Source organism: Acidiferrimicrobium sp. IK (genome assembly GCF_025499425.1).
Lineage (GTDB): Bacteria > Actinomycetota > Acidimicrobiia > Acidimicrobiales > Palsa-688 > Acidiferrimicrobium.
Window position 1 is genome coordinate 395,229 of record NZ_JAIMCB010000002.1, and the last position, 24,241, is coordinate 419,469.

The following is a 24,241-nucleotide window of genomic DNA, read 5'->3' on the forward strand; positions in this document are numbered from 1 at the left end:
CGGTCCGACCGAACAGCCTAGCGGCCGCGCTTCTTGGACTTCTTGGCAGCCTTTTTGTTGTTGCGCCGAACGGCGGATCTGGCCACCCGACCGCCGAGGCCGGACATCCCGGCCATTTGGCGCATGTACACCTGCATCTGCTTGAACCGGTCGAGGAGGGCGTTGACGTCGGTGGTCGTCGTGCCGCTCCCTTTGGCGATGCGCAGCCGGCGCGACCCGTTGATGATCGAGGGGTCCCGCCGCTCCTGCGGGGTCATCGAGCGGATGATCGCCTCGATCGGGCCGAGGGCGTTGTCGTCGATCTCCGCGTTGCGCAGCTCCTTGGGAAGACCCGGCATCATGCCGACCAGCCCCGACAGGGAGCCCATCTTCTTGACCTGCTGCATCTGGTCGAGGAAGTCCTCGAGGCTGAAGCGGCCCTCCTGCATCCGGGCCATGGCCTCTTCGGCGCCGGCCGCGTCGACGTGGGCTTCGGCCTTCTCGATCAGGGTGAGCACGTCGCCCATCCCGAGGATCCGGTCGGCCATGCGGTCCGGGTGGAACAGCTCGAACTCGTCCTGCTTCTCGCCGGTCGAGGCGAACACGATCGGCCGGCCGACGACCTCTTTGACCGACAGGGCGGCGCCGCCGCGGGCGTCGCCGTCGATCTTGGTCAAGATGACCCCGTCGAGCTCGAGGGTGCGGTGGAACGCCTCGGCGGTGGCGACCGCATCCTGGCCGGTCATCGCGTCGATGACGAGGAACGTGTAGTGCGGCTCGACGGTCTCGGAGACGCGCCGGACCTCGTCCATCAGCTCGGCGTCGATCGACAGCCGGCCGGCGGTATCGACGATGAGGACGTCGCGCCCGAGACGGATGGCCTCGGCCAGGCCCTTTTTGGCCACCGTCACCGGGTCCGACTGCTCGGAGAACACCGGGACGCCGGCCTGGGCGCCCAGGACCTTCAGCTGCTCGACGGCCGCCGGGCGCTGCAGGTCGGCGCCGACGAGGAGGGGGTTGCGCCCCTCCCGCTTCTTGAACCAGGCCGCCAGCTTGCCGGCGGTGGTGGTCTTGCCCGCTCCCTGGAGGCCGGCGAGGAGGATCACCGTCGGCGGCCGGGACGCGTAGGTGACCTTCAGGGTCTCCCCGCCGAGGATCTGGCGCAGCTCGTCGTGGACGACCTTGACGACCTGCTGCCCCGGGGTGAGGCTGGTCGACAGGTCGATGCCGACCAGGGCGTCTCGGACCCGGGCGACGAAGTCCCGGACCACCTTCAAGTTGACGTCGGCCTGCAGGAGGGCGAGGCGGATCTCCCGCAGCGCCTCGTCGACGTCAGCCTCGGTCAGCCGGCCCCGCCCGCGGAGGCGGGTGAAGACGGTGTCGAACCGGTCGGTCAGGGACTCGAACATGCGGTCTACCAGCGTAGACGACGCCCGGCCGCCCGCGGCCCCGCCACCCTCGGGGCCGGCTCGGGCGGGACGGTCAGTCGGCGTCGATTAGGGCGTCGACGAACTCGACCGCGTCGAAGTCGACCAGGTCCTCCGCTCCCTCGCCCAGGCCGACCAGCTTGATCGGGATGCCCAGCTCGGACGCGATGGCCAGGGCGATCCCGCCCTTGGCGGTGCCGTCGAGCTTGGTCAGGACCACGCCGGTGACCTCCACTGCGTCGGCGAACTGCTTGGCTTGGACCAGCCCGTTCTGCCCGGTGGTGGCGTCGATGACCAAGAGCACCTCGCTGACGTGGCCCGGCTCGCGACCGGCGACCCGACGGACCTTTTTCAGCTCCTCCATCAAGTTGACCTTGGTGTGCAGCCGCCCGGCGGTGTCGGCCAGGACCAGATCGGCCTTCTTGGCCGCCGCGTGCTGGACCGCGTCGAAGATCACCGCGCCCGGATCGCCGCCCTCGTTGCCTCGGACGACCTCCGCGTCGACCCGCTCCGCCCACATGGCCAGCTGGTCGGCGGCGGCGGCCCGGAAGGTGTCGCCGGCGGCCATGACCACGCTGTGGCCGTCGCGCCGGGCCCGCTGGCCCAGCTTGCCGATGGTGGTGGTCTTGCCGACGCCGTTGACACCCACGAACAGCCACACGTTGGTCACGCCGGACTGGAGGTGCAGTTCCCGGTCGCCCTCCAGGAGGCTGACCATGTCGCCCTTGAGCGCGTCGACCAGGGCGTCGGGGGTGGTGAGGCCCTCCTTGCGGACCCGCGACCGCAGGTCGTCGAGCATCTTGGCGGTGGCGTCGACGCCGACGTCGGCCAGGATCAGGGCCTCCTCGAGCTCGTCCCACGTGGTGGCGTCGATCTTCTCCCGGCCCCGGACCGAGGTCAGGTAGCCGGAGAACAGGTTGCGGGCCTTGCCCAGCCGATCCCGGAACCGGGGCCTTTCCAGGACCTCCGGCTCACCTTCGAGGACCTCGAGCTCGGCCGCCTCAGGTTCGGCGACCTCGGGCTCGGCGACCGCGGGCTCGGTGACCGCGGGCTCGGCGACCGCGGGCTCGGCGATCTCGGGCTGGGGCGGCGCGCGAGGACCGGCTTCGGTGGGTCTCGGCGGCTGGGTCGGCCGGGTGACCGGCGGGGCCGGCGGCCGCCCCGGAGGGGCTTCGAGTCGGCGGCCGCGGCGCCGCCCGGTGACCAGGAACGTCGCCGTGCTCAAGAGCACGACCGCGACGACGATCAGGACGATGATGAGCGTGAGCATGACGGGCCGAGCCTAGGCAAGCCCCCGCGCTCTACCGGCGCCCGGCTTCGATCTGGCGGTACCAGTCGGTCATCTCTCGGGCGCAGCGCTCCCACGAGTACTCCCCCACCTTGGCCCGGCCCCGCTCGATCAGCGCGTCGCGGGCGGCGTCGTCGGCGAGCAGCCGGTCGATGGCTGCCGCCATGGCGCCGGCGTCGCCGACGGGGACCACCGACGCGGCGTCGCCGACGGTGCCGGGGATGGCGCCGGCGTCGGTGGTGACCACCGGCACCCCTGCGGACATGGCCTGCAGCGGCGGGTACCCGAAGCCCTCGTAGAGCGACGGGTAGGCCAAGACCCGGGCCCGGCGCAGCAGCTCGCCGGCCAGCTCCGACGACGCGTAACCGAGCAGGTCGACGCGGTCCCGGAACGGCGAGCGGGCCACCGCTTCGGCGAACACCTCGGAGCCCTGGGCCGAGCGCCCGACGATCACCAGCCGGGTGTCGCGGCGCTGCGACGCCACCTCCTCGAACGCTCTAAGCAGGCTCGGGTAGTCCTTGCGGGGTTCGATCGTGCCGATGGCGAGAACGAAAGACCCTTTGGCCCGTACCTGTTCGACCACCGCGGGGCCGGCCTCAGCGGCAAGAGCCGGGACTCCTGACGCCACGACCGCCAGCCGGTGGCGCTCCACGCCGAAGTACTCGACGATCTCTTCCGCGACGAACGCGGAGTGGGTGTGGATGTACGCCCCCGACCGGAGGGCGTGGCGGATCCGCTCCGGGTAGGTCCTGACTATGGCGTCGGTCATCTCCGGGTAGCGCACCGGGGACAGGTCGTGCACGGTCATCACCCGGGGAGCCTTCGCTGGGGGCACCACGTAGTTGGTGCCGTGCACGATGTCGCAGGAGCCGGCGATCCATTCGATCGGGGGTCTGTCGAGATGCCGCCACGCCTGGGTGACCAGGCGCCCGGGGATGGGCAGGTTCCGCAGCCGCACGCTCGGCGGGAGGGACGCTTCGAGCGCCCGCCGACCGCGGATGGTCGTGGCGTACACCGCGGCCTCGATGTCTGGCATCCGCGCCAGCGCGCCGAGCAGGCCGCTCGTGAAGCTGCCGACCCCGGACTGCGGCCCGAACAGGGGGCCGGCGTCCACGAGGACCCGCATCAACCTCGGGTCTGCTCGAGGGTCGCCTCGAGCGCGGCGACCCGATCCCGGAGTCCGGCCAGTTCTTCCTCGGCTCTGCGCAGCTCCTGCTCGACTCTGGCGGTGCGGGCGTCGAGCGCCGCGGCCAGGTTGGAGAGGCCCCGCCCCATGGTCACGATGTGCTCGGAGATCTGCGCGGTGCGAGTGGCGAGGGCCCGCCCGAGCGCCCCTTTGACCAGCCGGCCCGCCGGGCGGCGGGACGCGACGGGGACTTCGATCGGGATCGACAGGTGAGCCAGCGCGTCGATCCACGCGGTGACCTCGTCGGACCCCGACGGGGCGGCCAGCGCGCGGGTGGCCCGCCGGACGTGGGCCAGGTAGCCGGGGGCCGTCGCCTCGAGCCGCTGCTCGGGGGTCTGGGGCGGCGGGTCGACGCTCGACATGGGAGTCGACGGTAGCCGGTCCCCCAACACGGGTCTGTGCTAGAAGGACTCCCCGTGCGCGTGGAGGACGAGGTGATCGCCGACGCGCCCGCGACCGCGTCGCGCCGGCGGGCGGCCGCTCCCGGCGTCGCGATCGCCGCAAGCTATCTGGGTCTCGCCGCCGTCGCGTTCTGGCACATCGTCACCCATCCGACCACCATCGCCATGAGCAGCGGAGCGGGCGACTCCGCGACCTTCGCCTGGCAGCTGGCGTACGTCCCGTGGGCCATCGCCCACGGGCACGACCCGTTCGTGGCGACGGTGGCCAACTACCCGGCGGGCCTCAACCTCCTCGACAACACGTCCTTGCCCCTGCTCGGGCTGATCGGTTCCCCGGTCACCGCCCTGTGGGGGCCGGTGGCGACGCTGAACCTGTGGTGGGTGCTGGCCTTCCCGCTGTCGGCCGCAGCGGCCTACCTGCTGGCCCGGCGCTTCACGACGTCGCGCTCTATCGCCTGGTTCGCCGGTCTGCTCTACGGGTTCGGGCCCTACCAGGTGGCGCAGGGCGCTGGTCACCTCAACCTGGCATTCGTTCCCGTCCCCCCGCTCGTGATGCTTTTGCTCTACGACCTGCTCGTCGCTCCGGTCCGAGGGCAGCCGACCCGATCCCCGCGTTCGATCGGGGCTCGGCTGGCCGTCTTGGTCATCGTCCAGTTCTTCATCTCCTCAGAGATCTTGGCCACGACCGCGGTGTTCGCCGCCTTGGCGGTGGTAGTGGTGGCCCTCGCCAACCGCTCGGAGGTCCGGGGAGGCGCCCGCCGTGTGGCCGAGGCCGTGCCGGTAACCGCGGGCATCGCGGCGGTCGTGCTGGCGTGGCCGCTTTATGTCGCGCTGGCCGGCCCCGCTCACGTGCGGGGCACGATCTTCGGCTACCGCTACTACTTCTCCGCGGTGTTCGGCCCCGTGTTGCCGTCGTCGCTTTTCGTCGTGGCCACCCGCCACCTCCACTCGCTCGGCGACCGGATCGGCGGCAACCCGGTGGAGAACGGCACCTACCTCGGCGTGTTCCTCGTGGTGCTGCTCGTGGTCGCTCCCTTCGTCGCGCGCCGCCGGCGGCTGACCGTCGCGGTGGTCCTCGCGGCCGCGTCGTTCGTGCTGTCGCTCGGCGTGTCGCTGCATTTCGGGGTCTCGCGCTTCGCCCGCTACGACGCCAAGATCCCACTGCCGGCGGCGGTGCTGTACAAAACACCGATCGTCAATCAGGCGTTCCCGGTCCGCTACTCGCTCTACGTCGACCTGTTCGCCAGCGTTGCGGTGGCCATCGTGTTGGACCTCCTGCGCCGCGACCGGGCCCCCGGCCCGCCCCGGGCCGGGGGGCACCGCCAGCACCGCCGGCTGCCGCCGGCGCGGCGTCTCGCGGTGTTGCCGATCGTGGTGGCCGCGCTGGTAGCGGTGCCGCTGATCCCGGCGTGGCCCTACAACTCCCAGGGTCGGGTCGCGGTGCCCTCTTTCTTCACCTCCTCCGCGCTCGACCAGGTCCCGGAGGGCAGCGTGGCGCTGGTGTACCCGATCGCCACCAACACCCTCTCCAACGCCGAGGTGTGGCAGGCCACCGCCCGCTTCCGCTTCGCGATGCCCGGCGGTTATTTCGTGCTGCCGGCCGGGTCGGGCCGAGGGTCGGTGTACACCGCTGACACCCTGGTGGAGCGGACCCTCTCAGGTGTGGTCGCAGGGCCCAACCCGTCTCGCAGCGCGACCCTCCGCCGGGAGCTGCGAGCCCAGCTCGGCAGCTGGCACGTGAGAACGGTGCTGGCGCAACCGGTGGGCACCGACCCCGTCGGTTTCTTCACCTGGCTGGTCGGGCGGCCGCCGGGGAGCTGCACCGGCGGGATGTGCGTGTGGCCGCGGGTCAGCTGGTCGGGCTGACCGGTGCGCCGACCCGTTCGCTGACCACCCGCGACGATCCACCGGGGGCCATCGTGACCCCGTAGAGGCAGTCGGCGGCCTCCATGGTGCGCCGCTGGTGGGACACGATCACCAGCTGCGCCTCGTCGCGGAACTCGTGGACCAGACCGAGGAAGCGGTGCAGGTTGACGTCGTCGAGGGCGGCTTCGACCTCGTCCATCAAGTAGAACGGCGACGGTCGGCTGCGGAACACCGCGAACAGGAACGCCATCGCGGTAAGGCTGCGCTCGCCGCCGGAGAGCAGCGACAGGCGGCGGACGTTCTTGCCTGACGGGCGCGCCTCGACCTCGATGCCAGTCTCGAGCAGGTGGTCGGGGTCGGTCAGGCGCAGGCGGCCCTGGCCGCCCGGGAACAGCGTGGCGAAGAGCTTCTCGAAGTTGTCGGCGACGTCGGCGTAGGCAGCCCGGAACACCTCGACGATCTCGGCGTCGACGGCCTTGATCACCTTGGCCAGCTCGCGGCGGGCGGAGCGCACGTCCTCGAGCTGCGCCTCCAGGAAGGTGTGGCGCTCCTGGAGGGCGGTGTGCTCCTCCAGCGCCAGCGGGTTGATGGGCCCCATGAGCCGCAGCTCCCGTTCCAGCTCCGACCGGCGGCTGGTGGCGCTGGTGCCGGGGGGAAGCACCGGCTCGGGGGCGTCGCGGGTGGCCTCCGGTTCACAGTCGAGTTCCCGGCGGACCGCGTCGGTCAGCGTCTCCAAGCGGACCCGGGCCTCGGCTTCGTCCACCTCCGCCCGGTTCTGGCGTTCTCGGGTCTCGGCCAGCTGGCGTTCCGCGGTGGTCCGCTCCCGCCGGAGGACCTCGAGGCGGTCAGTGACCGCCCGCAGCGAGTCGCTCTCCTCCCGGCGGGCGCTGCGCAGCCGTTCGACGACGCCGTCGAGCTCGGTCTCGCGGGCCGCGACCAACGCGGCGAGTCGGGCGGTGGCCCGGTCGGCCGCTACCAGCTGCTCACGGCGCAGCGCCGCTTGAGCCCGCTCCGCGGTGGTGCGGGCCAGCCGCTCGTCGACTTGGGCCATGCGCCGGGCGGTCATCGCCCGCCGCTCCTCCAGGCCGGCGGCTCGCACCTCGAGGTCGCGGCGCAAAGCAGCCACCGCCGCGGCCCGCTCGGCCAGCCGGGACCGCGCGGCCCGCTCCGCCAGGGCGGCCTCCTGCTCGGCGGCGGCCTCCGCCTCCAGCGCCGGGAGCATGGCGTCGAGCTCCGCGATGCGGGCCTCCTCCCGCTGCAGGCGGGCGGCCATCTCGCTTCGGTGCCCGCCGGTGGCCTCGCTGTCGCGACGGGCGTCGGCCAGCTCGGCCTCGGTGCGGGCCAGGGCGTCGGCGGCTGCCCGCCGCCTCGAGCGGTTGGCGTCCGCGGCGCGCACCGCCTCGGCGCGGGCGCTGCGAGCCTGGTCCAAGGCGCTGCGAGCGGCCCGGGCCTCACCGCCGGAGGCCGCGGCGTGCTCTGCGGCCGCCGCGGCCCGGGACCGGGCCTCGTCGAGAGCTGCTCCGGTGACCCCGGCGCCGCCGGCCCCGACCCGCCACACCCCTCCGGCGCCGCGGTCCCCGTGCCGGCTGACCACGGTCAGCTCCGGGTGGGCGGCGGCCACCGCCACCACTTCCTCCCAGCCGCCGCCCACCGCGACCGCGCCGGCGAGGAGATGGTCGAGCATGTCTGCCACGCCGGGCAGACGGGCCCGGACGTGGGCCCGCACCAGGTCGGTACCGAGCGGCGCGCCGCTTGGGGATAGCGACCCGCGGCCGGCGGGAGCGGCGAGCGCACCGGAGCCGCGGACGGGCAGGACCGCGCCTGACACGTCGAGGTCCCGGAGCCTGCCCAGCGCGGCGCGGGCCGCGTCGTCGCCGGCCACCACCACCGCCGCAATCGCCTCCCCGGCGGCGGCCTCGAACGCCGGCTCCCAGCCGTCGTCGATCTCGACTAGGTCGAGGAGCGTGCCGAGGACCCCTTCCACGTCGGAGAGCCGCTCGGCACCGGCGCGGGCCCGGGCCTCGTCGAGGGCCTGGGCGAGCGCTTCGGCCCGTGCGTCCCAGCGGTGGCGCTCACCGTCCGCGCTGCGGCGGGCGTCTTCGGCCGCGGTGCTGGCGGCCTCCGCCTCGGCGAGGGCGGCCGCGCCGGCCGCCACCGCCGCGTCCAGCGCCGGGCCGGCGTCGTCGCACTCGTCGAGGACCTGACGGAGCCGGACCACCTCGGCGTCGAGACGCCCGGCTCGCTGGTCGACGCCGTCGTTGCGGGCGTCCAGCCGGCGCAGCTCGCCCCGGGCCCGTTCCACCGCGCTGCGCAGCGCCCGCAGCTCGGCGCGGACCTCCGCGGTCGGGTCGCCGGGCCCGCTGCGGTTCTGGGCACCCCACCGGGCTTCGACCTCGGCGGCTTCCTCGGCGACGGCTGCCTCGGCCTCCAAGAGCTCCTGTTCGTCGGGGACCAGCAGCTCGGCGTCGCGCTCCGCCGCGGCCATCTGGTCCACCAGGGCTGCTGCTTCGGCCTCCAAGCTGGCGACGACGTCCTGGTCGATGGCCGATTCGAGGGCTCGGGCCACCCCCCGCCGGCGTTCCTCGAGCAGTGCGGTCAGGCCGCGGGCGCGGGCGCGCAACCCTTCGGCGTGGGACACGGCGTCCCCGAGATCCGCGGTCTCCTGCCGACGGCGGGCCTCGTTGACCGCGGCCTCGGCCTGCAACACGTCGGCGTCGAGGCGCGCCAGCGCGCCGCGCAGGGCGGCCTCCTGCTCGCCCAGCTCGGAACGGGACCGCAGGCCGCCAGCCAGGCGAGCCTCGATCGCCGCCAGCTCCCGGCCGGCCAGGTAGCGGCGCAGGGCGGTCAGCTCCTCCACCACGTCGCCGTGGCGGCGGGCGGCGTCGGCCTGCTTCTCGAGTGGGCGCAGCTGGCGGCGGACCTCGCGGAGGAGGTCCTGGAGGCGGACCAGGGACGCCTCGGTCGACTCGAGTCGCCGCTCTGAGCGCTCCTTGCGCCGGCGGTACTTGAGCACGCCGGCAGCTTCTTCGATCACCACCCGCCGGTCCTCTGGCCGGGAGCTCAAGATGGCGTCCAGGTTGCCCTGGGACACGATCACGTGCTGCTGGCGGCCGACGCCGGTGTCGGAGAGCAGCTCTTGGATGTCGAGGAGCCGGCACGGGGACCGGTTGATCGCGTACTCCGACTCACCGGTCCGAAACAGGGTCCGGGTGATCGTGACCTCGGAGAACTCGATCGGCAGCAGGCCGGCGGCGTTGTCGATGGTCAGCGACACCTCGGCCCGCCCGAGCGCAGCCCGTTTGGGGGTCCCGGCGAAGATGACGTCCTCCATCTTCGCGGAGCGGACCGTCCGGGGGCCCTGGGCGCCGAGGACCCACGCCACCGCGTCGACCACGTTGGACTTGCCACTGCCGTTGGGGCCGACGACGACTGTCACCCCGGGCTCGAACTCCAGGGTGGTCGAGTCGGCGAACGACTTGAACCCCTTCAGTGTCAGCGACTTGAGGAACACGCGCCAGCCAACCTAGTTGGGCCGGGCCCGCCCTTCGGGTACCTCCCCGGTCATCGCTGGCATCGGGGGCAGGAGAAGCTGGAGCGGCCCATCTCCCGGCGCCGGACGATCAGGCGTCCGCAGCGGACGCAGGGCTGGCCCTCCCGTGCGTACACCGTGTGGTGGAGTTGGTAGTCGCCGGCAGCGCCGTCGACGTCGCGGTACTGGGCGTCGGCCAGCGACGACCCCCGGTGGGCCACCGCGGTGCGCAGGATGTCGCCGATCGCGGCGTGGAGCCGGCGGATCTCGGCGGTGGTGAGGGACTCGGCGGGGCGATCCCCGGCAAGCTTGGCCGCGAAGAGGATCTCGTCGGCGTAGATGTTGCCGATCCCGGCTATGCGGTGCTGGTCGAGGAGCAGCGGCTTGAGCCGGGTCCGCCGGCCGTCCAAGACCGCGGCCAGGGTCCGCCACGAGGGAAGACCCTCGAGTGCGTCGGGGCCGAGGAGGGCCAGTTCGGGCAGCACCCCGGCGGGGTCGTGGCCGGTGACGAACACCTCCCCGAAGGTGCGAGGGTCCACAAAGCGCAGCTCGGGCCCGGAGTCGAACGACCACACGACATGGGTGTGACGGGGGGGCGGGTCGCCGGCGTCGGCCCGCAGGAGCTGACCGCTCATGCCCAGGTGGACCACGATCACGTCCCCGCCGCCCAGGCGGAGCATCAGGTACTTGCCGTGCCGGTCGACCGCGTCGAGGACCTGCCCCCGGGACCGCCCGACCAGCTCGGCGGCGTCGGCGTGGCGTCGGATGGTGCGCCGGCCGGTGGCCGCGACGTCGGTGATTCGCCGGCCGGTGAACGCCTCGGCGACGCCGCGCCGGACCGTCTCGACCTCGGGTAGCTCGGGCACAGCGCCGCGGGACCGGGAGTGGTTAGTGGCCGGCCGGCGCGACCGCGGGTCCCGCCGCCGGGCGGGGGGACGCCTCGGCGTCGAGCAACGCCCGCAGCTGCTCCCAGGCGGCGCGAGCGGCGGCCTGCTCGGCTTGCTTTTTCGAACGTCCCCGGCCGGTCCCCCGCTGGCGGCCCTCGACTTCGACCACCGCCTCGAACTGCTTGGCGTGGTCGGGGCCCTCATCGGAGACGCGATACACCGGCAGGTCATCGAACGAGCGGGCACACAGCTCCTGCAGGCGGGTCTTGTAGTCCTGGCCGCCGGGCCCGGCGGCCGCCTCCTCGATGCGCTCGCCGAGGAGGCGCATGACCACCGCCTCGGCGTCATCCCAACCGCAGTCGAGGTAGATGGCGCCGAGAAGGGCTTCCATGGCGTCGGCCAGTATCGACGGCTTCTCCCGGCCGCCGGACTGGCTTTCGCCCTTGCCGAGGAGGATGGCCGCGCCTACGCCGAGGTCGGCGGCGACCTCGGCCAGGGACGCGGAGTTGACCACCGACGCCCGGACCTTGGCCAGCTCCCCTTCGGGCAGGTCGGGGTAGGTCCGGTACAAGTGGTCGGTGACGACCAGGCCGAGCACCGAGTCCCCTAGGAACTCGAGGCGTTCGTTGGATGGCTGCTCTGGGTGTTCCGCGCACCAGGAGCGGTGGGCCAGGGACTGGGCCAGCATCAGCTGGTCGTTGACCCGCCATCCGAGGCGCTCGGCCAGGGCCCGGTGCGCGGCGGTCCGTTCGGTGGCGCTGGCGGGTGTCGCCGTCTGGGTCGGGTCGGCGGGCAGGAGGCGGTCCTGGGTCCCGGGCTCAGGCCGCGTCGAGCTTGGCGACGACGTAGTCGACCGCATCGCGCACCGTCTTCAGGTCCTCGAGGTCCTCGTCGTCGATGCGGAACCCTACGGTGCGCTCCCCGAGCTCTTCCTCGAGGGCCTCGACCAGCTCGATGAGGGCCAGTGAGTCGGCGCCGAGGTCGTCTCCGAAGCTGGCGCTCTCGGGTATCGAAGACGGCTCGATCTCGAGGATGTCGGCCAGGCAGCCGCGCACCAGGTCCAGGACCTGCTGGCGATCCATGGGGCTACGTTCGACGTGGGTCTCGGCGGGCAAGGGAAGCTCTCCTGGTGGGTGTACAGCGGAATCTACCGCGGGTGGGTCGCTCAGGTATCGGTCAAGACACCGCAGCGGCGAGCAGGTCGACCAGCCCGTCGGTCACCGCGGCGTGCGCCACTCGCACCGCGTTGACGATGGCGCGGGCGCTGGAGGACCCGTGGCTGATGACGCAGACCCCCGACACGCCGAGCAGCACCGCTCCGCCGGTGGTGTCGGGGTCCATCTCCTCGGCGAACGGCAGGAGGGCGGGCAGCAGCACTGCGCCGGCGGCCTTGGTCTCGTCGTTGGTGTCGAACGACGCCAAGACGCTGCGCATGGCAAAGCGCATCCCGCCTTCGAGGGTCTTGAGGACGACGTTGCCGGTGAAGCCGTCGGTCACCACGACGTCGACGCTGTCTGTCATCACGTCGCGGCCTTCGACGTTGCCGATGAAGTCGACTTCCGCCCCGGCGGCTCCCGCGGCGAGGAGGGCGTGGGTCTCCTTCACCAGCGGGTTGCCCTTGGTCGCTTCCTCCCCGATCGACAGCAGGCCGACGCGGGGCACCGCGATCCCGTAGCGCTGGCGGGCGAACACCGACCCCATCTGGGCGAACTGCACCAGCCACGCCGCGCTGCACTCGGCGTTGGCGCCGGCATCGAGGAGGACCGTTGGGGTGGTCCCGGGCACCGGGATGGGCGTGGCGATCGCGGGGCGGGCCAGGCCTTTGAGCCGGCCCATCCGCAGCAGGGCGCTGGCCATCGTGGCCCCGGTGTTGCCGGCGCTGACCATCGCGGAAGCTCGCCGGTCGCGTACCGCCTCGGCGGCGCGCACGAGCGACGAGTCCTTCTTGGTCCGCACGCCGCGGGCGGCGTCCTCGTCCATCCCGATGACCTCGCGGGCGGGGATGACCTCGAGGCCACCGGTGTCGGGGAGCCGGTCGGGGTCACCGACGAGCACGACGGGCAGGCCGGCCTCCGCCGCCTGGCGGGCGCCGAGCACGATCTCGTCGGGGGCCCGGTCGCCGCCCATGGCGTCGACCGCGACCGGCATCACTGAGGCCAGGATCAGGTCCTCAGCTGACGTCGAGCGCCTGGCGCCCGTGGTACCACCCGCATGTCGGGCAAACCACGTGGGGCAGCTTGGCCTGGTGGCATTGGGGGCAGATGCTGCGGGCCGGTACCGACAGGGTCCAGTTGCTGGCCCTGCGGCTGCGGCTCTTCGCCTTGGAGGTCTTCTTCTTCGGGACGGCCATCGTCGGGCTTCCTGTGTGGGGAACGGAGGGCGCGCGCCATACGGCGCGCCGGAGCCCGACCAGTCTAGGTGCTCGGGAGCGCCTCGTGCTGCCGGGGCCGCTCAGCCCCTGCCGCGAGGCTTCAAGTCGTCGAGCACGGCCCAGCGCGGATCGGTCGGGGCGTGCTCGCAGCCGCAGGGTCCATCGGCCAGGTCGGCGCCGCAGATGGGGCACAAACCGGCGCAGTCGGGCCGGCACAACGGGGCCAGGGGAAGCGCCAGGAGCAGGGCGTCGCGCACCAGCGGCGCCAGGTCCAGCTGCTCACCCGAGAGCGGATAGGTCTCCTCGTCGTCGTCGCTCGAAGCGGTGCGGGGCCGGTAGATCTCGCGCACCTCGGCATGAAGCTCGCCGCCGACGGGCCGCAGGCACCGCCGGCACTCCCCCTGCCACGGCGCGGAGACCTCACCGCTGACCTCGATGCCGCCCACGATCACGTCCAAGTCGACGTCGGCCTCGGCTTCGGCTCCGGCCGGCACGGACGTCCCGGCCACCACCAGCGGATCTCCGTCGACCAGCTTGCCGACCGGGCCGCTGCGCTGCTCGTGGCGGCGGACGCCGGGGCTGCGCCGGATGGCCGTGATCGGCACCAGCCACGGGCTCGGCGGCACGGCGCTAACTCCGGTGGGGCGGCGGCCCGCACCGTCCGGCGCGCACCACTACCCCTGGTCCTGGTCGAAGAACGCCTCCTCGCCGCCCAGGGTGTCGTCGGTGAGTCCGGTCCCGGCGATGCTGGAATCGGTGGCGACGACGGGCGGGGGGGCGAGGGAAAGCTTCTGGCGACCGGCGGCGACGGTCTTGATGGTTCGCTCGAGGACGATCTCGAAAGACGCAAGCTTCTGGTCGACGTAGTCCTCGGCCTCTAGGCGCAGCTTGCGGGCCTCGTCGCGCGCCGCCTCGAGGGTCCGCCGGGCGGTGTGCTGGGCCTCGCGGACGATCTCGGTGCGCTGCACCATCCGCTCCGCTCTCTCCCGCGCCGACTCGACGATCTCCTCGCCTTCGCGTTGGGTCTTCAGGAGGTACTCCTCGCGCTCCTTCAGCATCCACCGGGCGTTGCGGACCTCGTCGGGAAGACGGTTGAGGGCCTCGTCGAGCAACTCGAGGACCTCCTCTTTGTTGTCCAGCTTCACCGACGAGGAGAGGGGAAGGGCCCGGGTGTTCTCGATGATCTCGATGACCCGGCGGACCAGGGTCTCGGTGTCGATCTGAGGGCGGGCGTCGGGGGCGCTCATCGGACCGGTCCCAGGATGGTTGGGCGGGTCACTGCGAGAACTTCTCCTTCAACTTGGTAAACACCGGTCCCGGCACCATGGTGCCGATCCGGTCGGCGCCCCCGAAGCGGGCGAACTCGCGAACGTACTTCGACGCGATGAACGTGTACTCCGAGGAGCAGGGGATCAGCAGGGTCTCGATACCGGACACCGACTTGTTCATCTGGGCCTGCTGAAGCTCCGACTCGGCGTCCGACGACACCCTCAGCCCCTTGACGATGACGTCTGCGTTGACCTCGCGGGCCAGGTCCACGACGAGGCTGGCGAAGCTGCTCAGGGTCACGTTGGGCAGGTGCACCACCGAGTCGGCGATCATCTGCTGGCGCTCCTCGAGGGTGAACAGCGGAGCGCCCTTTTGCGGGTTGCGCACGGCGGCGACCACGACATGGTCGAAGAGGTGGGCGGCGGTTTCGACGATCTCCAGGTGCCCGTTGTGGAACGGGTCGAACGACCCGGGGAACAACGCGGTCCTCATCGATCGTGACCTTCTTGGATCGGGCCTCCCTCGCGAGGGGCACACACCGGGCGCAGCATGGTGACCACGGTACTGCCGTAGGCCTTCTCCCTGACAACATCCCACCCCTCCGCCGCGTTCAGGCTCCGGCCCGTCTCGGCGACGAGGATGCCGCCGAAGCCGGCGGCGGTGAGGGCGGCCAGCAACTCCGGCCACCCCTCGAAGCGGTACGGCGGGTCGGCGAACACGACGTCGGCGCCGCCCACCAGCGGCGCCGAACCGGCCGCGGTCACGGCGTCGACCACGAGCACGCTCGACCCTGGCCCGTCGAAGCCGAGGGCGGCCAGGTTGGCCCGGACGGTCGCCGCCGCGCCCCGGTCCCGCTCTACGAAGGTGGCGGCGCGCGCGCCGCGAGACAGCGCCTCGATCCCGAGCGCCCCGCTGCCCGCGAAGAGGTCGACGACGGTGGCGTCTTGCACTGCGCCCAGGCTCGTCAACGCGTTGAACACCGCTTCGCGCACCCGGTCCCCCGTCGGGCGGGTGGACCGGCCGGCAGGAGCCTGGATGGCCCGGCCTCTCGCCGACCCGGCCACCACTCGCATCCGCCAACGGTACCGGCCCGCCAACTCCGGTCGTGGGCCAGACTGGGCCTGTGCCTCGTCCACCGGCCCCCGACACCACCATCACCTGTGTCGACTGCGGAGGCGTCGCGCACCTGATCACCACCTGGCCGGAGGACGACCCGCCCTGGCCGGGCGATCTGCTGACCTACCGCTGCGCCGACTGCTGGGACCGCTGGGACACCATCATGCCCGAGGTCCCCGAGGGGCCGGAGGCCTGAGCCGGTCGGAGGGCCGAGCCGGCCGGCGCGTCAGGTGAGGCCGTCGCGGTGGCTGCGCAACCAGCCGGGGACCTGCGAAGGCTCGAGCGGCGGGCTCCACAGGTAGCCCTGACCCAGTTCGCAGCCGAGACCGATGAGCGCGCCTTGCTGTAGGGCCGTCTCCACCCCCTCGGCGACGCAGGTCAGGTGCATGGCGTCGGCCAGGCCGATCACCGACCGGACGATGGAGGTGTCCTCATCGGAAATGCCGAGGTTGCGGACGAATGACCGGTCGATCTTCAGCGTGTCGACCGGCAGCTGGCTGAGGTACGCCAGCGAGCTGTAGCCGGTGCCGAAGTCGTCGATGGCCAGATGCACCCCCGAGCGCTTGAGCTCCTCGAGGACGGGCAGCGACCGCTCGATGTCGTCCATGACGGCCGTCTCGGTGATCTCCAAGTGGAGCAGTTCCGGCGCCAAACCGCCGGCGGCCAGTATCTCTGTGACCAACCCGGCCAGGGTCGGATCGTCGAGCTGGCGGGCGGACAGGTTGACCGACACCCACAGCGGGTCGGAGGTCGGGTCGTCCCGGTTCCACCCCGCGACCTCTCTGGCGGCGTGGTCGAGGATCATCTGCCCCAACCCGACGATCAGGCCGGTGGCCTCGGCGGTGGGGATGAAATCGACCGGGCTGATCAGGTTGCCGTCGCCGGTCTGCCAGCGCGCCAGCGCCTCGAACCCCCTCACCTTCAGGGTCCGCAGGTCGACGATCGGCTGGTAGTGGGCGACGAGCTCGCCGCGGCGCATACCGGCCCGGAGGGCCCTTTCGCCGTGGAACATGGTCTCGGCCCGGATCTGCAGCGAGTCGTCGAAGCGCGACGCCCGACCCCGGCCCTGGGCTTTGGCCCGGTACATCGCGGCGTCGGCCTCCGACAGCAGCCGGTGGCTGGTGCTTTCGGGCCGGCTCAAGGTGATCCCGATGCTGGCCCCGATGATGCTCTCCGCGCCGGCGATGGAAAAAGGGGTGGCGAGCACTCCCGTCACCCGCTCGACCAGGCCGGCCACGTCCGAGTCGCTCACGTCGACGCACACCAGGACGAACTCGTCGCCCCCAAAGCGCGCCACGCTGTCACCGGGGCGGACCGACGCTTGGAGGCGACGGCCCATCTCGATCAGGAGCCGGTCTCCGACGACGTGGCCCAACGCGTCGTTGACGTTCTTGAACCCGTCGATGTCCACGAAGAGCACCCCGGTGCGAGTGCCGCTGCGCCGACCGGCCGCCAGGGCGTGGTCCAGCCGGTCGATCAGCAGCGCCCGGTTGGGCAGGCCGGTCAAGTCGTCGTGGAGCGCGCGGTGGCGCATCTCGGCTTCGATCCGCTTCCTGTCGCCGATGTCTTGCATCTGGGCCATCAGGTAGAGCGGCTCTTCGTCGTCGCTGCGCACGACGTTGACGGCCACCTCGACCCAAAGGTCGGTACCGTCGGGTCGAACGCAGCGCCACTCGCTGCTGTGTGACTCGGCGCCCATCTCCAGCTCGCCCAGCGCGGCATCGAAGAGGTCCTGCTCGTCGGGGTGGAGGAACTCGGGCCAGCGGTGGCCGAGGACCTCCTCCCTGGTCCGGTCGAGCATCCGGCACATCGCCGGGTTGACCGCGGTCAACACGCCGTCCAAGGCGGCGATGAGCATCCCGAAGCTCGAACGGGCGAAGGCAGTCCGAAACCGTTGCTCGGCTTCGGTTCGCGCCTGGTCAACGGAGAGGTCGTGGGCCAGCGCGCAGGCTCCCGCCACTCCCCCGTTGCCGTCGAGCAGCGGCCACACGCTGAGCCGCACCCGCCGGGTGGTGCCGTCCTTGTGGACCCGTACGGTTTCGAGGCGGTCCACGGTCGAGCCGATCGCGACCTTGGCCAGGATGTCGCGAAGCTCCGGGAGCCGGTCGGGGGGGACGATGAGGGATATGTGGCGCCCGACCGCCTCCTCGGTGCTGTAGCCGTAAAGCGCCTCTGCTGCGTTGTTCCAAGAGGTGATGGTTCCCTCGACGGTCTTGGTGAGGATCGCGTCGGTCGACGACTCGACGATCGCGGCCAGCCTCTGCAGGTCTTGGTTGGCCTGGCGGGCCTCGCTGGCGTCGTGGGCGATGGTCGAGGCGCCCTGTACGGTGCCGTCCTCGGCGAAGAGCGGCAAGACGCTGAGCGACACCCAGACCTCGGAGCCGTCCTTGCGCCGGCGGAGGGTCTCGAGACGTTCGATGGCTTCACCGGCAGCCACCCGCTCGAGCATTACTGCCAGCTCGTCGAGGCGACCGTCGGGGACGAGGATCCGCACGTGGCGGCCGAGGACCTCCTCGGGGCTGTACCCGTATAGGCGCTCCGCCGACGCGTTCCACGACGTGATGATCCCGTCGACGGTTTTGGACAGGATGGCGTCGTTGGACCAAGTGACGATCGCCGCCAGGCGCTGGAGGTCCAGTTGACGCCCGGCAACGCTCTCGGAGCCGTCCTCGGACGGTCGGGGGCCCTGCGATGGAGTCTGGCTCATCGCGCGCGCCGGTGAGGCGGTCGGCTCCTGCGATCGTCCCCGGTGCGCAGGCACACGTCCCACCGTTGTCCCCCAACATGCAGATTCAGGCTGCCGGCTGGATAGCTCAACCGCAGGCTCGATTCTCGGTGGCGAAAAACCCTACGCGGCGCGCTGTCGTGGAGCAAGAACCTCAAAACGCCCTGTACGATAACCGCCCAAACCCGAAAATCGCGCTCGTCGCCGACCGCATCCCCGAGCGGGTCTGACTCATCCATGCATGCGACCCCTCACGACCGGGCCATGACCGCCGCCCCCTCGACGACAAGTCCGACCGTCGACCACCGACTCGGGCTGCGCGCCAACTGGTGGCAGTTCTCGCTGTTCACCGTCATCACTCTGCTGGTCGGCGCGACCATCGGCGTCGAACGAGTCGCCTTACCACCGCTCGCCAAGCACACCTTCGGTGTCGTCTCCGTCCTCTACACCGTGTCGTTCGTGGCCGCCTTTGGCGCGGTCAAAGCTGTGATGAACCTCGTCGCCGGGCGGCTCTCCGACCGCCTCGGCCGCAAGCGGATCCTGCTCGTCGGCTGGGCCTTCGCCCTGCCCTACGCCCTATTGATCATCTTCGCCCAGGCATGGTGGTGGGTGGTACTGGCCAACCTGTTCCTCGGTGTCAACCAAGGGCTGACCTGGAGCATGTCGGTCACCGCCAAGATCGACCTGGTCGGACCGGCCGGCCGCGGCCTCGCGGTCGGCCTGGACGAATCGGCCGGCTACGTAGGAACCGGGATCGGCGGCCTCGCCGCCGGCCTGCTCGTCGCCTCCTACGGGCTACGCCCCGCCCCGTACCTGCTCGCCCTCGGCGTGGTAGCCGCCGGCGCTTTGATCACCTTCGGCCCGGCCCGCGAGACCCTGCCATGGGCCCGAGCCGAAGCAGCGCGCCACCACGCCGCCCACACCGACCAGACGGCCATGCCCGGGGTCAGGCAGCTAGCGCGCTACATGAGCTGGCACGACCGCAGCATGCTTGCCGTCTGCCAGGCCGGGATGATCAACAAGGTCGCCGACAGCCTGGTTATCGGCTTCTTCCCCCTCTACTTTCTCCGCCGCGGCCTGTCTGTGGCCACCGTCGGCGTCCTCGTCGGCGTCTACGCCTGGGTGTGGGGACTGGGCCAGGTCCCCACCGGCTGGCTCGCGGACCACGTCGGGCGCAAATGGCCCATCACCGCCGGCACCTTCCTCATCGGCGCCGGGATCGCGATCATCGCCTCCACCACCACCGTGGCGGTCTGGTACCTCGGGGCCACGGTCATGGGCGGGGGAATGGCCCTCGCCTACCCCAACCTCATCACCGCCGTCGGCGACAGCGCCCACCCGGCCTGGCGGGGTGGCGCCCTCGGCGTCTACCGCCTCTGGCGCGACAGCGGCTACGCCCTCGGCCCTCTCGTGCTTGGCGGCATCGCCGCCCTCTCCGGGATCAGCGCCGCGCTCTGGGTCGGCGCCGCTCTCCTCGGCGCCTCCACCCTCGTCCTGCTGGCGCTGCTCCGAGAAACCGAACCCGGCCGGCGGGCCGCAGCCCCTCCATGGCAGAGTCGCCCCGAGTGGATCACCGGACAACCGGTTTCTGAGCCGGCGGGCCAAGCGACGCTCTAGTCACCGGTCGCCGACTGCACTGCCGGATCGACTCAGATAATCTGATTGCATGCCTGAGGTGAGTGCGACGGAGGCTGCCAGGAACTTCTCGACCATCCTCGACGCCGTGGAACACCGCGGTGAGCACTTCACGATCGTCCGGCGCGGCCGGGTGATCGCCCAGCTCGACCCCATCGGTACGGGGAAGGGCGCGGACGTCAAGGCCATGCTCCGCCGGCATCGGAGCGATCCCTCCTTCGCTGACGATGCCACCTCGGCCCGGGCGCTGCTGGAGATCGAGACCCGACCGTGAGCCGGCTCCTCCTCGACACGACCTTTCTCATCGATGCCAACCGCTCCGGCGGCGAGCTCGATGCGGTCATCGCCGATGACGACGAAGTGGCCATCGCCGCCATCACCCTGGCCGAGCTCCTCGTCGGCGTCCAGTTCGCAGACGATGCCCACAGGGCTGCCAGACTCCAGTTCGTCGACGACGTCCAACACGTCGTGCCCGTCGTCGACTACGACACCAACGTCGCCGCCGCCCACGCCGACCTCCTCGTGGCCACCCGGCGGCAGGGACGACCCCGCGGGGCCCACGACCTCATCATCGCCGCCACCGCGACCGCAACTCAGCGGGAGGTAGTCTCAGCCGACATCGCCGCCTTCCGCGACCTACCCGGCGTCGCCGTGCGAACCCACCGGCCCTGACGGCCCGGCGCCATCGTCCTTTGGATCTACGGCCACCTGACGCTCCCGAATCAGCTCTTGAAGAGGAACTCCCGTTCCTCGTCGTCGACGAAGAACCGGATCTCGTCGGCGAGCTCTTGATGATCGGCGAGGCTCGGGTCGCTGTCGACGATCTCGAAAGCGACCTGCCGGGCCAGCTCCACGGTCTTGCGGTGCCGGCGCAGCGAAGCCAGCTTGAGGTCGGTCGCCCCCTTTTGACGGGTGCCGAGGATCGTGCCCTCGCCGCGCAGCTCGAGGTCGATCTCGGCCAGCTCGAAGCCGTCGGTGGTAGCCGCCAGGGCCTTCAGGCGGGCTTCGCCCTCGGGGGTGCTGCCCTCGCCGAGCAGGTAGCACCAGGACCGGTCGGCTCCGCGCCCGACCCGGCCGCGCAGCTGGTGAAGCTGCGCGATACCGAAGCGGTCGGCGTCCTCGATCACCATGACGGTGGCGTTGGGGACGTCGACGCCGACCTCGATGACGGTGGTGGCGACCAGGACGTCGATGTCCCCGGCCCGAAACGACGCCATCACCGCCTCCTTGTCCCGCGCCGGGAGCTGGCCGTGCAGCAGGCCGAGGCGCAGCCCGGTCAGCTCGGCGGCCACCAGCCTCTCAACCTCCTCGGCCGCGGACCGGGCCTGGATCTTTTCGGAGCCCTCCACCAGGGGGCACACCACGTAGGCCTGCCGGCCGGCCGCCACCTCGGCCCGGACCCGTTCCCACGCGCCGGCTTCCTCGATCGGGCCCCGGGCCCAGGTGGTGTCGATCGGGGTCCGCCCCGGCGGCAACTCGTCGAGGACGGTGGTGTCGAGGTCCCCGAACACCGTCATCGCCGCGGTCCGGGGGATCGGTGTGGCGGTCATGACCAGCACGTCTGGGACCGCGGCCGCCTTGTCACCGCCGGCCTCCGGCTGGCCGCCCTTGCTCCGCAGGGCGGCGCGCTGCTCGACGCCGAAGCGGTGCTGCTCGTCGATGACGATGACCCCGAGGTCAGAGAAGGCCACCGCGTCGGTGAGCAGGGCATGGGTCCCGATGAGGATGTCGATCTCGCCGGAGCGCAGCCGGGCGTGGAGCGCCCGGCGCTCGGTGGCGGTCGTGCGGTTGGTCAGCAGCCCCACCGCCAGGTCTCGGTCGGCGAAGAGGCTGCCGTCACCGGCGGGGACCTGCAGCCCGGCGAGGAGGGCCCGCACGCCGGCCGCGTGCTGCTCGGCGAGCACCTCGGTGGGCGCCATGAACGCGCCTTGGTGGCCGCCTTCGACCGCGGTGAGGAGGGCGGCCACCGCCACGAGGGTCTTACCGGAGCCGACGTCGCCTTGCAGCAGCCGGTGCATGGGGTGGGGGCCGGCCAGGTCGGCGTCGATCTCCGCCAGAGCCCGCTGCTGGGCTGAGGTCAGGGGAAAGGGCAGCCGGCTGAGGAAGCGGTGAATCAGGGCCCCGCCGACTTGGTGGCGGATACCGATGGCCTCCCGCTCGATGAGGCGCTTGCGTAGCACCAGGATCAGCTGGAGGCGCAGCAGTTCGTCGAAACCCAGCCTGCGCCGGCCCCGCTGGGCCGCGCCCATGTGCTCGGGGAGGTGGGTCTGGTGCAGCGACCACGTCCGCTCCGCCAGGTTGTGCTCGGCGCGCACCGCCTCGGGGAGCGGGTCCTCGAGGGTCCCAACGACGTTGGCCAGCGCGTCTTCGACCATGATCCCGTAGTCCTGACTGGATAGGCCAGCCTTTTCCGACTCCGGGTAGATCGCCACGATGCGACCGGTCCGGTTGCCGATCAGATCCACCAACGGGTTCGTCATCTGCAGGCGGCCCTTGTAGCGATCGACCTTGCCGGAGAACACCGCCTCGGTCCCTTCTGGCAGCTGCCGGGCCCGCCACGACTGGTTGAAGAACGTCGCACGCAGGTAGCTGCTCCCGTCGAACACGTCGATCTCCACCATCGCCCGCCCGTTGCGGGTCCGGCGCGACGCCACCTTGCGCACCGTCGCCAAGACGGTGGACTCCTGGCCTTCGACGATCGTGGCGATGTCCTCGCGCAGGGTCCGGTCGATGTAGCGGCGGGGGTAGTGGGTGACCAGATCGAGCACGGTCCGGATCCCCACCTGCTCTAGAGCGTCGAACCATTTCGGGTGGGCCTTCACCGACCCGAGCTCGCCGACCCCGACGGCGTCGAGGTCGGCCAGGGTGCTGGCCCGGCCGGTCGGCGGGCCCGTGGCGCTCACTCGATCGAGAACAGGTACGGGTAGAGCGGCTGACCGCCTTGGTGGATCTCGGCGGTCATCTCCGGACGGTGCTCGGCCATCCACTCGGTGATGCGCCGGGTCTCCGCGGCGGCGGCCCCCTCCCCCACGATCAGGGTGGCGATCTCGTGGTGGGCGTCGTCGATGAGCCGGTCGAGCAGGGCGATGGCGGCCTCGGAGGCGGTGGCACCGACAGCCTCGATCCCACGGCGGGACAGGCCGATGTAGTCGCCGGCCCGGACCGCACCGACCTCGCTCTCGGTGTCGCGGACCGCGGTGGTGACCTCGCCGGCCACCACCCGCCCGGCGCTGATGGTCATCAGCTCGGCGTTGGCGTCGACGTCTCCCTCGGGGTCGTACTCGAGCAGAGCCGCGAAGCCCTCGGGGATGCCACGGGTGGCGACCACCCGCACCGCTTTGCTCGCCTGCGCGGCTGCCGCCTCGGCGACAGGAACGATGTTTTTGTTGTTGGGGAGGATGATCACCTGCTCGGCGGGGGCCTTGGCGATCGCGTCGAGCAGCTCCGCGGTGGAGGGGTTCATGGTCTGCCCACCGGTGACCGTTGTCGTCACGCCGAGCGAGTGGAAGATCCGCCTGATCCCGTCGCCGGTGCAGACCGCCACCACCGCGCACTCGACCGGCTCCACCGGCGGGTCGACGTGGGTGCCGGCCGCCGCCTCGCGCACCCAGCGCTCCTCCTCCACCTCCTCCCACAAGTCGGTCACTCGGATCTTGCGCGGGCGACCCACCTCGAGCGCGGCCTCGATGGCCGCGCCGATGTCCGCGGTGTGGATGTGGCAGTTGTACAGGCCGTCGCCGCCGACCACCACGATCGAGTCGCCGATGCCGGCCCACACGTCGCGGAACGAGTCGATCGTCGCGTCGGGAGCCTCCAGGAGATACATCACCTCGTAGCGGAGGTCGTCGGGGCCGTCGTCCCCCGCCGGCTCGTCCGGTGAGCTTTCAGCGGCGGGCGCCGCCGCCCCGGGGACCGACGTGTCGGGCTCGGGGAGCGGCCGGCCGCCTACCACGTGGCACACCGCATCGAAGAGGAGCACCAGGCCGCTGCCCCCGGAGTCGACGACCCCCGCCTTGGCGAGCACCGGGAGTTGCTCGGGGGTGCGAGCCAGCGCCTCGTAGCTGGCAGAGCGGGCCAGGTCGGCCAGTTCGAGCAGGTCGTCGGAGGCGGCGGCGTGCACCGCGTCGTCGGCCGCGGCCATCACGGACAGGATCGTGCCCTCCACCGGGTGCTGGACGGCCTTATAGGCGCCCTGGCGGGCGGCGGAGAGTGCGTCGCGCCACACCGGCCCGTCGATCGAACCGGCGGCGCCGAAGGTGGAGGCCAGCCCCCGGAGGATCTGCGACAGGATGACCCCGGAGTTGCCTCGCGCCCCCATCAGGGACCCGTGACTGATGGCCTTGGCCACGACGGTCAGGTCGCCGTCGCCGCGCTCGGCCACCTCGGCCACCACCGACTCGAGGGTCAGGGCCATGTTGGTCCCGGTGTCGCCGTCGGGCACCGGGTAGACGTTCAGCCTGTTGATGATCTCCTGGTGGGCCCGCAAGGCGTCTCGGTAGGCGGTCACTATGGCCACGAGGTCACCCGCCGCCAGGCGCTCAAGCGTCTGCATGACGGGATGC

Annotated in this window: 22 protein-coding genes; 5 read left to right on the forward strand and 17 right to left on the reverse strand. The window is 71.7% G+C overall.

Translation table 11 applies throughout. From position 1 onward, the window contains the following. Positions 1-17: 17 nt before the first annotated feature. From ffh to K6U06_RS05310, 4 genes are all read right to left on the reverse strand, one after another. Positions 18-1,388 carry a signal recognition particle protein gene (gene ffh / locus K6U06_RS05295; RefSeq protein ID WP_262320860.1) on the reverse strand — a complete coding sequence of 457 codons (1,371 nt, stop codon included), beginning with the start codon at positions 1,386-1,388 and terminating at the stop codon, positions 18-20. A gap of 73 nt (positions 1,389-1,461) precedes the next feature. Then, positions 1,462-2,676 (reverse strand): signal recognition particle-docking protein FtsY, encoded by a 1,215-nt coding sequence (ftsY, locus tag K6U06_RS05300; RefSeq protein ID WP_262320861.1) that lies wholly within the window; start codon positions 2,674-2,676, stop codon positions 1,462-1,464. A 31-nt stretch (positions 2,677-2,707) separates the two neighbouring features. Further along, positions 2,708-3,820: a glycosyltransferase family 4 protein gene (locus tag K6U06_RS05305; RefSeq protein ID WP_262320862.1), complete on the reverse strand. Its 1,113-nt coding sequence runs from the start codon at positions 3,818-3,820 to the stop codon at positions 2,708-2,710. Next, positions 3,820-4,242: a hypothetical protein gene (locus tag K6U06_RS05310; RefSeq protein WP_262320863.1), complete on the reverse strand. Its 423-nt coding sequence runs from the start codon at positions 4,240-4,242 to the stop codon at positions 3,820-3,822. The genes K6U06_RS05305 and K6U06_RS05310 overlap by 1 nt, the downstream gene beginning before the upstream one ends. A gap of 54 nt (positions 4,243-4,296) precedes the next feature. Here K6U06_RS05310 and K6U06_RS05315 point away from each other — a divergent pair, with 54 nt between their 5' ends. Continuing rightward, positions 4,297-6,147 (forward strand): hypothetical protein, encoded by a 1,851-nt coding sequence (locus tag K6U06_RS05315; RefSeq protein ID WP_262320864.1) that lies wholly within the window; start codon positions 4,297-4,299, stop codon positions 6,145-6,147. Here K6U06_RS05315 and smc read toward each other — a convergent pair. The 10 genes from smc to rsmD all read right to left on the reverse strand — a co-directional run bounded on the left by smc (position 6,131) and on the right by rsmD (position 15,276). Next, the gene (smc, locus tag K6U06_RS05320; protein ID WP_262320865.1) at positions 6,131-9,658 is read right to left on the reverse strand and encodes a chromosome segregation protein SMC; all 3,528 of its coding nucleotides are present in this window, start codon (positions 9,656-9,658) and stop codon (positions 6,131-6,133) included. The genes K6U06_RS05315 and smc overlap by 17 nt on opposite strands. A gap of 50 nt (positions 9,659-9,708) precedes the next feature. Beyond that, positions 9,709-10,542, reverse strand: coding sequence for a bifunctional DNA-formamidopyrimidine glycosylase/DNA-(apurinic or apyrimidinic site) lyase (gene mutM, locus K6U06_RS05325; protein WP_262320866.1), 834 nt, complete (start codon positions 10,540-10,542; stop codon positions 9,709-9,711). Between the two features lie 22 nt (positions 10,543-10,564). After that, on the reverse strand, positions 10,565-11,422 hold the full coding sequence (rnc, locus tag K6U06_RS05330) for a ribonuclease III (protein ID WP_262320867.1): 858 nt from the start codon (positions 11,420-11,422) through the stop codon (positions 10,565-10,567). After that, positions 11,382-11,645, reverse strand: a complete 264-nt coding sequence (locus K6U06_RS05335) for an acyl carrier protein (RefSeq protein ID WP_262320868.1) — start codon at positions 11,643-11,645, stop codon at positions 11,382-11,384. The genes rnc and K6U06_RS05335 overlap by 41 nt, the downstream gene beginning before the upstream one ends. A 94-nt stretch (positions 11,646-11,739) precedes the next feature. Next, positions 11,740-12,711: a phosphate acyltransferase PlsX gene (plsX, locus tag K6U06_RS05340; protein WP_262320869.1), complete on the reverse strand. Its 972-nt coding sequence runs from the start codon at positions 12,709-12,711 to the stop codon at positions 11,740-11,742. A 22-nt stretch (positions 12,712-12,733) separates the two neighbouring features. After that, complete coding sequence (gene rpmF, locus K6U06_RS05345) at positions 12,734-12,913, reverse strand: 50S ribosomal protein L32 (RefSeq protein WP_262320870.1); 180 nt, start codon at positions 12,911-12,913, stop codon at positions 12,734-12,736. Between the two features lie 101 nt (positions 12,914-13,014). Continuing rightward, positions 13,015-13,539, reverse strand: coding sequence for a YceD family protein (locus tag K6U06_RS05350; protein WP_262320871.1), 525 nt, complete (start codon positions 13,537-13,539; stop codon positions 13,015-13,017). Between the two features lie 69 nt (positions 13,540-13,608). Beyond that, on the reverse strand, positions 13,609-14,181 hold the full coding sequence (locus K6U06_RS05355) for a hypothetical protein (protein WP_262320872.1): 573 nt from the start codon (positions 14,179-14,181) through the stop codon (positions 13,609-13,611). 28 nt (positions 14,182-14,209) lie between these two features. Continuing rightward, positions 14,210-14,695 carry a pantetheine-phosphate adenylyltransferase gene (coaD, locus tag K6U06_RS05360; RefSeq protein ID WP_262320873.1) on the reverse strand — a complete coding sequence of 162 codons (486 nt, stop codon included), beginning with the start codon at positions 14,693-14,695 and terminating at the stop codon, positions 14,210-14,212. Next, positions 14,692-15,276, reverse strand: coding sequence for a 16S rRNA (guanine(966)-N(2))-methyltransferase RsmD (gene rsmD, locus K6U06_RS05365; protein ID WP_262320874.1), 585 nt, complete (start codon positions 15,274-15,276; stop codon positions 14,692-14,694). Before rsmD ends, coaD begins: the two co-directional genes overlap by 4 nt. Before the next feature lie 50 nt (positions 15,277-15,326). Here rsmD and K6U06_RS05370 point away from each other — a divergent pair, with 50 nt between their 5' ends. After that, complete coding sequence (locus K6U06_RS05370) at positions 15,327-15,515, forward strand: hypothetical protein (protein ID WP_262320875.1); 189 nt, start codon at positions 15,327-15,329, stop codon at positions 15,513-15,515. A 30-nt stretch (positions 15,516-15,545) separates the two neighbouring features. Here K6U06_RS05370 and K6U06_RS05375 read toward each other — a convergent pair whose 3' ends face one another. After that, positions 15,546-18,026 (reverse strand): PAS domain S-box protein, encoded by a 2,481-nt coding sequence (locus K6U06_RS05375; RefSeq protein ID WP_262320876.1) that lies wholly within the window; start codon positions 18,024-18,026, stop codon positions 15,546-15,548. A gap of 282 nt (positions 18,027-18,308) precedes the next feature. On the opposite strand from K6U06_RS05375, the gene K6U06_RS05380 reads away from it, so the two are divergent. The 3 genes from K6U06_RS05380 to K6U06_RS05390 are packed head-to-tail and all read left to right on the forward strand — an operon-like array spanning position 18,309 to position 20,351. Further along, positions 18,309-19,661: an MFS transporter gene (locus tag K6U06_RS05380; protein ID WP_262320877.1), complete on the forward strand. Its 1,353-nt coding sequence runs from the start codon at positions 18,309-18,311 to the stop codon at positions 19,659-19,661. A gap of 49 nt (positions 19,662-19,710) precedes the next feature. Then, positions 19,711-19,953, forward strand: coding sequence for a type II toxin-antitoxin system Phd/YefM family antitoxin (locus K6U06_RS05385; RefSeq protein ID WP_262320878.1), 243 nt, complete (start codon positions 19,711-19,713; stop codon positions 19,951-19,953). Then, complete coding sequence (locus tag K6U06_RS05390; RefSeq protein WP_262320879.1) at positions 19,950-20,351, forward strand: PIN domain-containing protein; 402 nt, start codon at positions 19,950-19,952, stop codon at positions 20,349-20,351. The genes K6U06_RS05385 and K6U06_RS05390 overlap by 4 nt, the downstream gene beginning before the upstream one ends. A 50-nt stretch (positions 20,352-20,401) precedes the next feature. Here K6U06_RS05390 and recG read toward each other — a convergent pair whose 3' ends face one another. Then, entirely contained in the window at positions 20,402-22,582 is a 2,181-nt protein-coding gene (recG, locus tag K6U06_RS05395) for an ATP-dependent DNA helicase RecG (RefSeq protein WP_262320880.1), read from the reverse strand. Continuing rightward, positions 22,579-24,231 (reverse strand): DAK2 domain-containing protein, encoded by a 1,653-nt coding sequence (locus tag K6U06_RS05400; protein ID WP_262320881.1) that lies wholly within the window; start codon positions 24,229-24,231, stop codon positions 22,579-22,581. Before K6U06_RS05400 ends, recG begins: the two co-directional genes overlap by 4 nt. Positions 24,232-24,241 lie beyond the last annotated feature (10 nt).

Excerpts from the sequence above, each read along its gene's own strand:
- K6U06_RS05385 (WP_262320878.1), top strand. The coding sequence starts at position 19,711 with ATGCCTGAGGTGAGTGCGACGGAGGCTGCCAGGAACTTCTCGACCATC.
- ftsY (WP_262320861.1), bottom strand. The coding sequence starts at position 2,676 with ATGCTCACGCTCATCATCGTCCTGATCGTCGTCGCGGTCGTGCTCTTG.
- K6U06_RS05335 (WP_262320868.1), bottom strand. The coding sequence starts at position 11,645 with ATGGATCGCCAGCAGGTCCTGGACCTGGTGCGCGGCTGCCTGGCCGAC.
- ffh (WP_262320860.1), bottom strand. The coding sequence starts at position 1,388 with ATGTTCGAGTCCCTGACCGACCGGTTCGACACCGTCTTCACCCGCCTC.
- rpmF (WP_262320870.1), bottom strand. The coding sequence starts at position 12,913 with ATGGCCGTCCCGAAGAAGAAGACCTCCAAGGCGAAGAGCCGCAGCCGC.
- K6U06_RS05400 (WP_262320881.1), bottom strand. The coding sequence starts at position 24,231 with ATGCAGACGCTTGAGCGCCTGGCGGCGGGTGACCTCGTGGCCATAGTG.
- K6U06_RS05375 (WP_262320876.1), bottom strand. The coding sequence starts at position 18,026 with ATGAGCCAGACTCCATCGCAGGGCCCCCGACCGTCCGAGGACGGCTCC.
- K6U06_RS05380 (WP_262320877.1), top strand. The coding sequence starts at position 18,309 with ATGACCGCCGCCCCCTCGACGACAAGTCCGACCGTCGACCACCGACTC.
- K6U06_RS05355 (WP_262320872.1), bottom strand. The coding sequence starts at position 14,181 with ATGAGCGCCCCCGACGCCCGCCCTCAGATCGACACCGAGACCCTGGTC.
- plsX (WP_262320869.1), bottom strand. The coding sequence starts at position 12,711 with ATGCCGGTCGCGGTCGACGCCATGGGCGGCGACCGGGCCCCCGACGAG.
- coaD (WP_262320873.1), bottom strand. The coding sequence starts at position 14,695 with ATGAGGACCGCGTTGTTCCCCGGGTCGTTCGACCCGTTCCACAACGGG.
- K6U06_RS05310 (WP_262320863.1), bottom strand. The coding sequence starts at position 4,242 with ATGTCGAGCGTCGACCCGCCGCCCCAGACCCCCGAGCAGCGGCTCGAG.
- K6U06_RS05305 (WP_262320862.1), bottom strand. The coding sequence starts at position 3,820 with ATGCGGGTCCTCGTGGACGCCGGCCCCCTGTTCGGGCCGCAGTCCGGG.
- rnc (WP_262320867.1), bottom strand. The coding sequence starts at position 11,422 with ATGCGGTCGACTACGTCGTCGCCAAGCTCGACGCGGCCTGAGCCCGGG.
- rsmD (WP_262320874.1), bottom strand. The coding sequence starts at position 15,276 with ATGCGAGTGGTGGCCGGGTCGGCGAGAGGCCGGGCCATCCAGGCTCCT.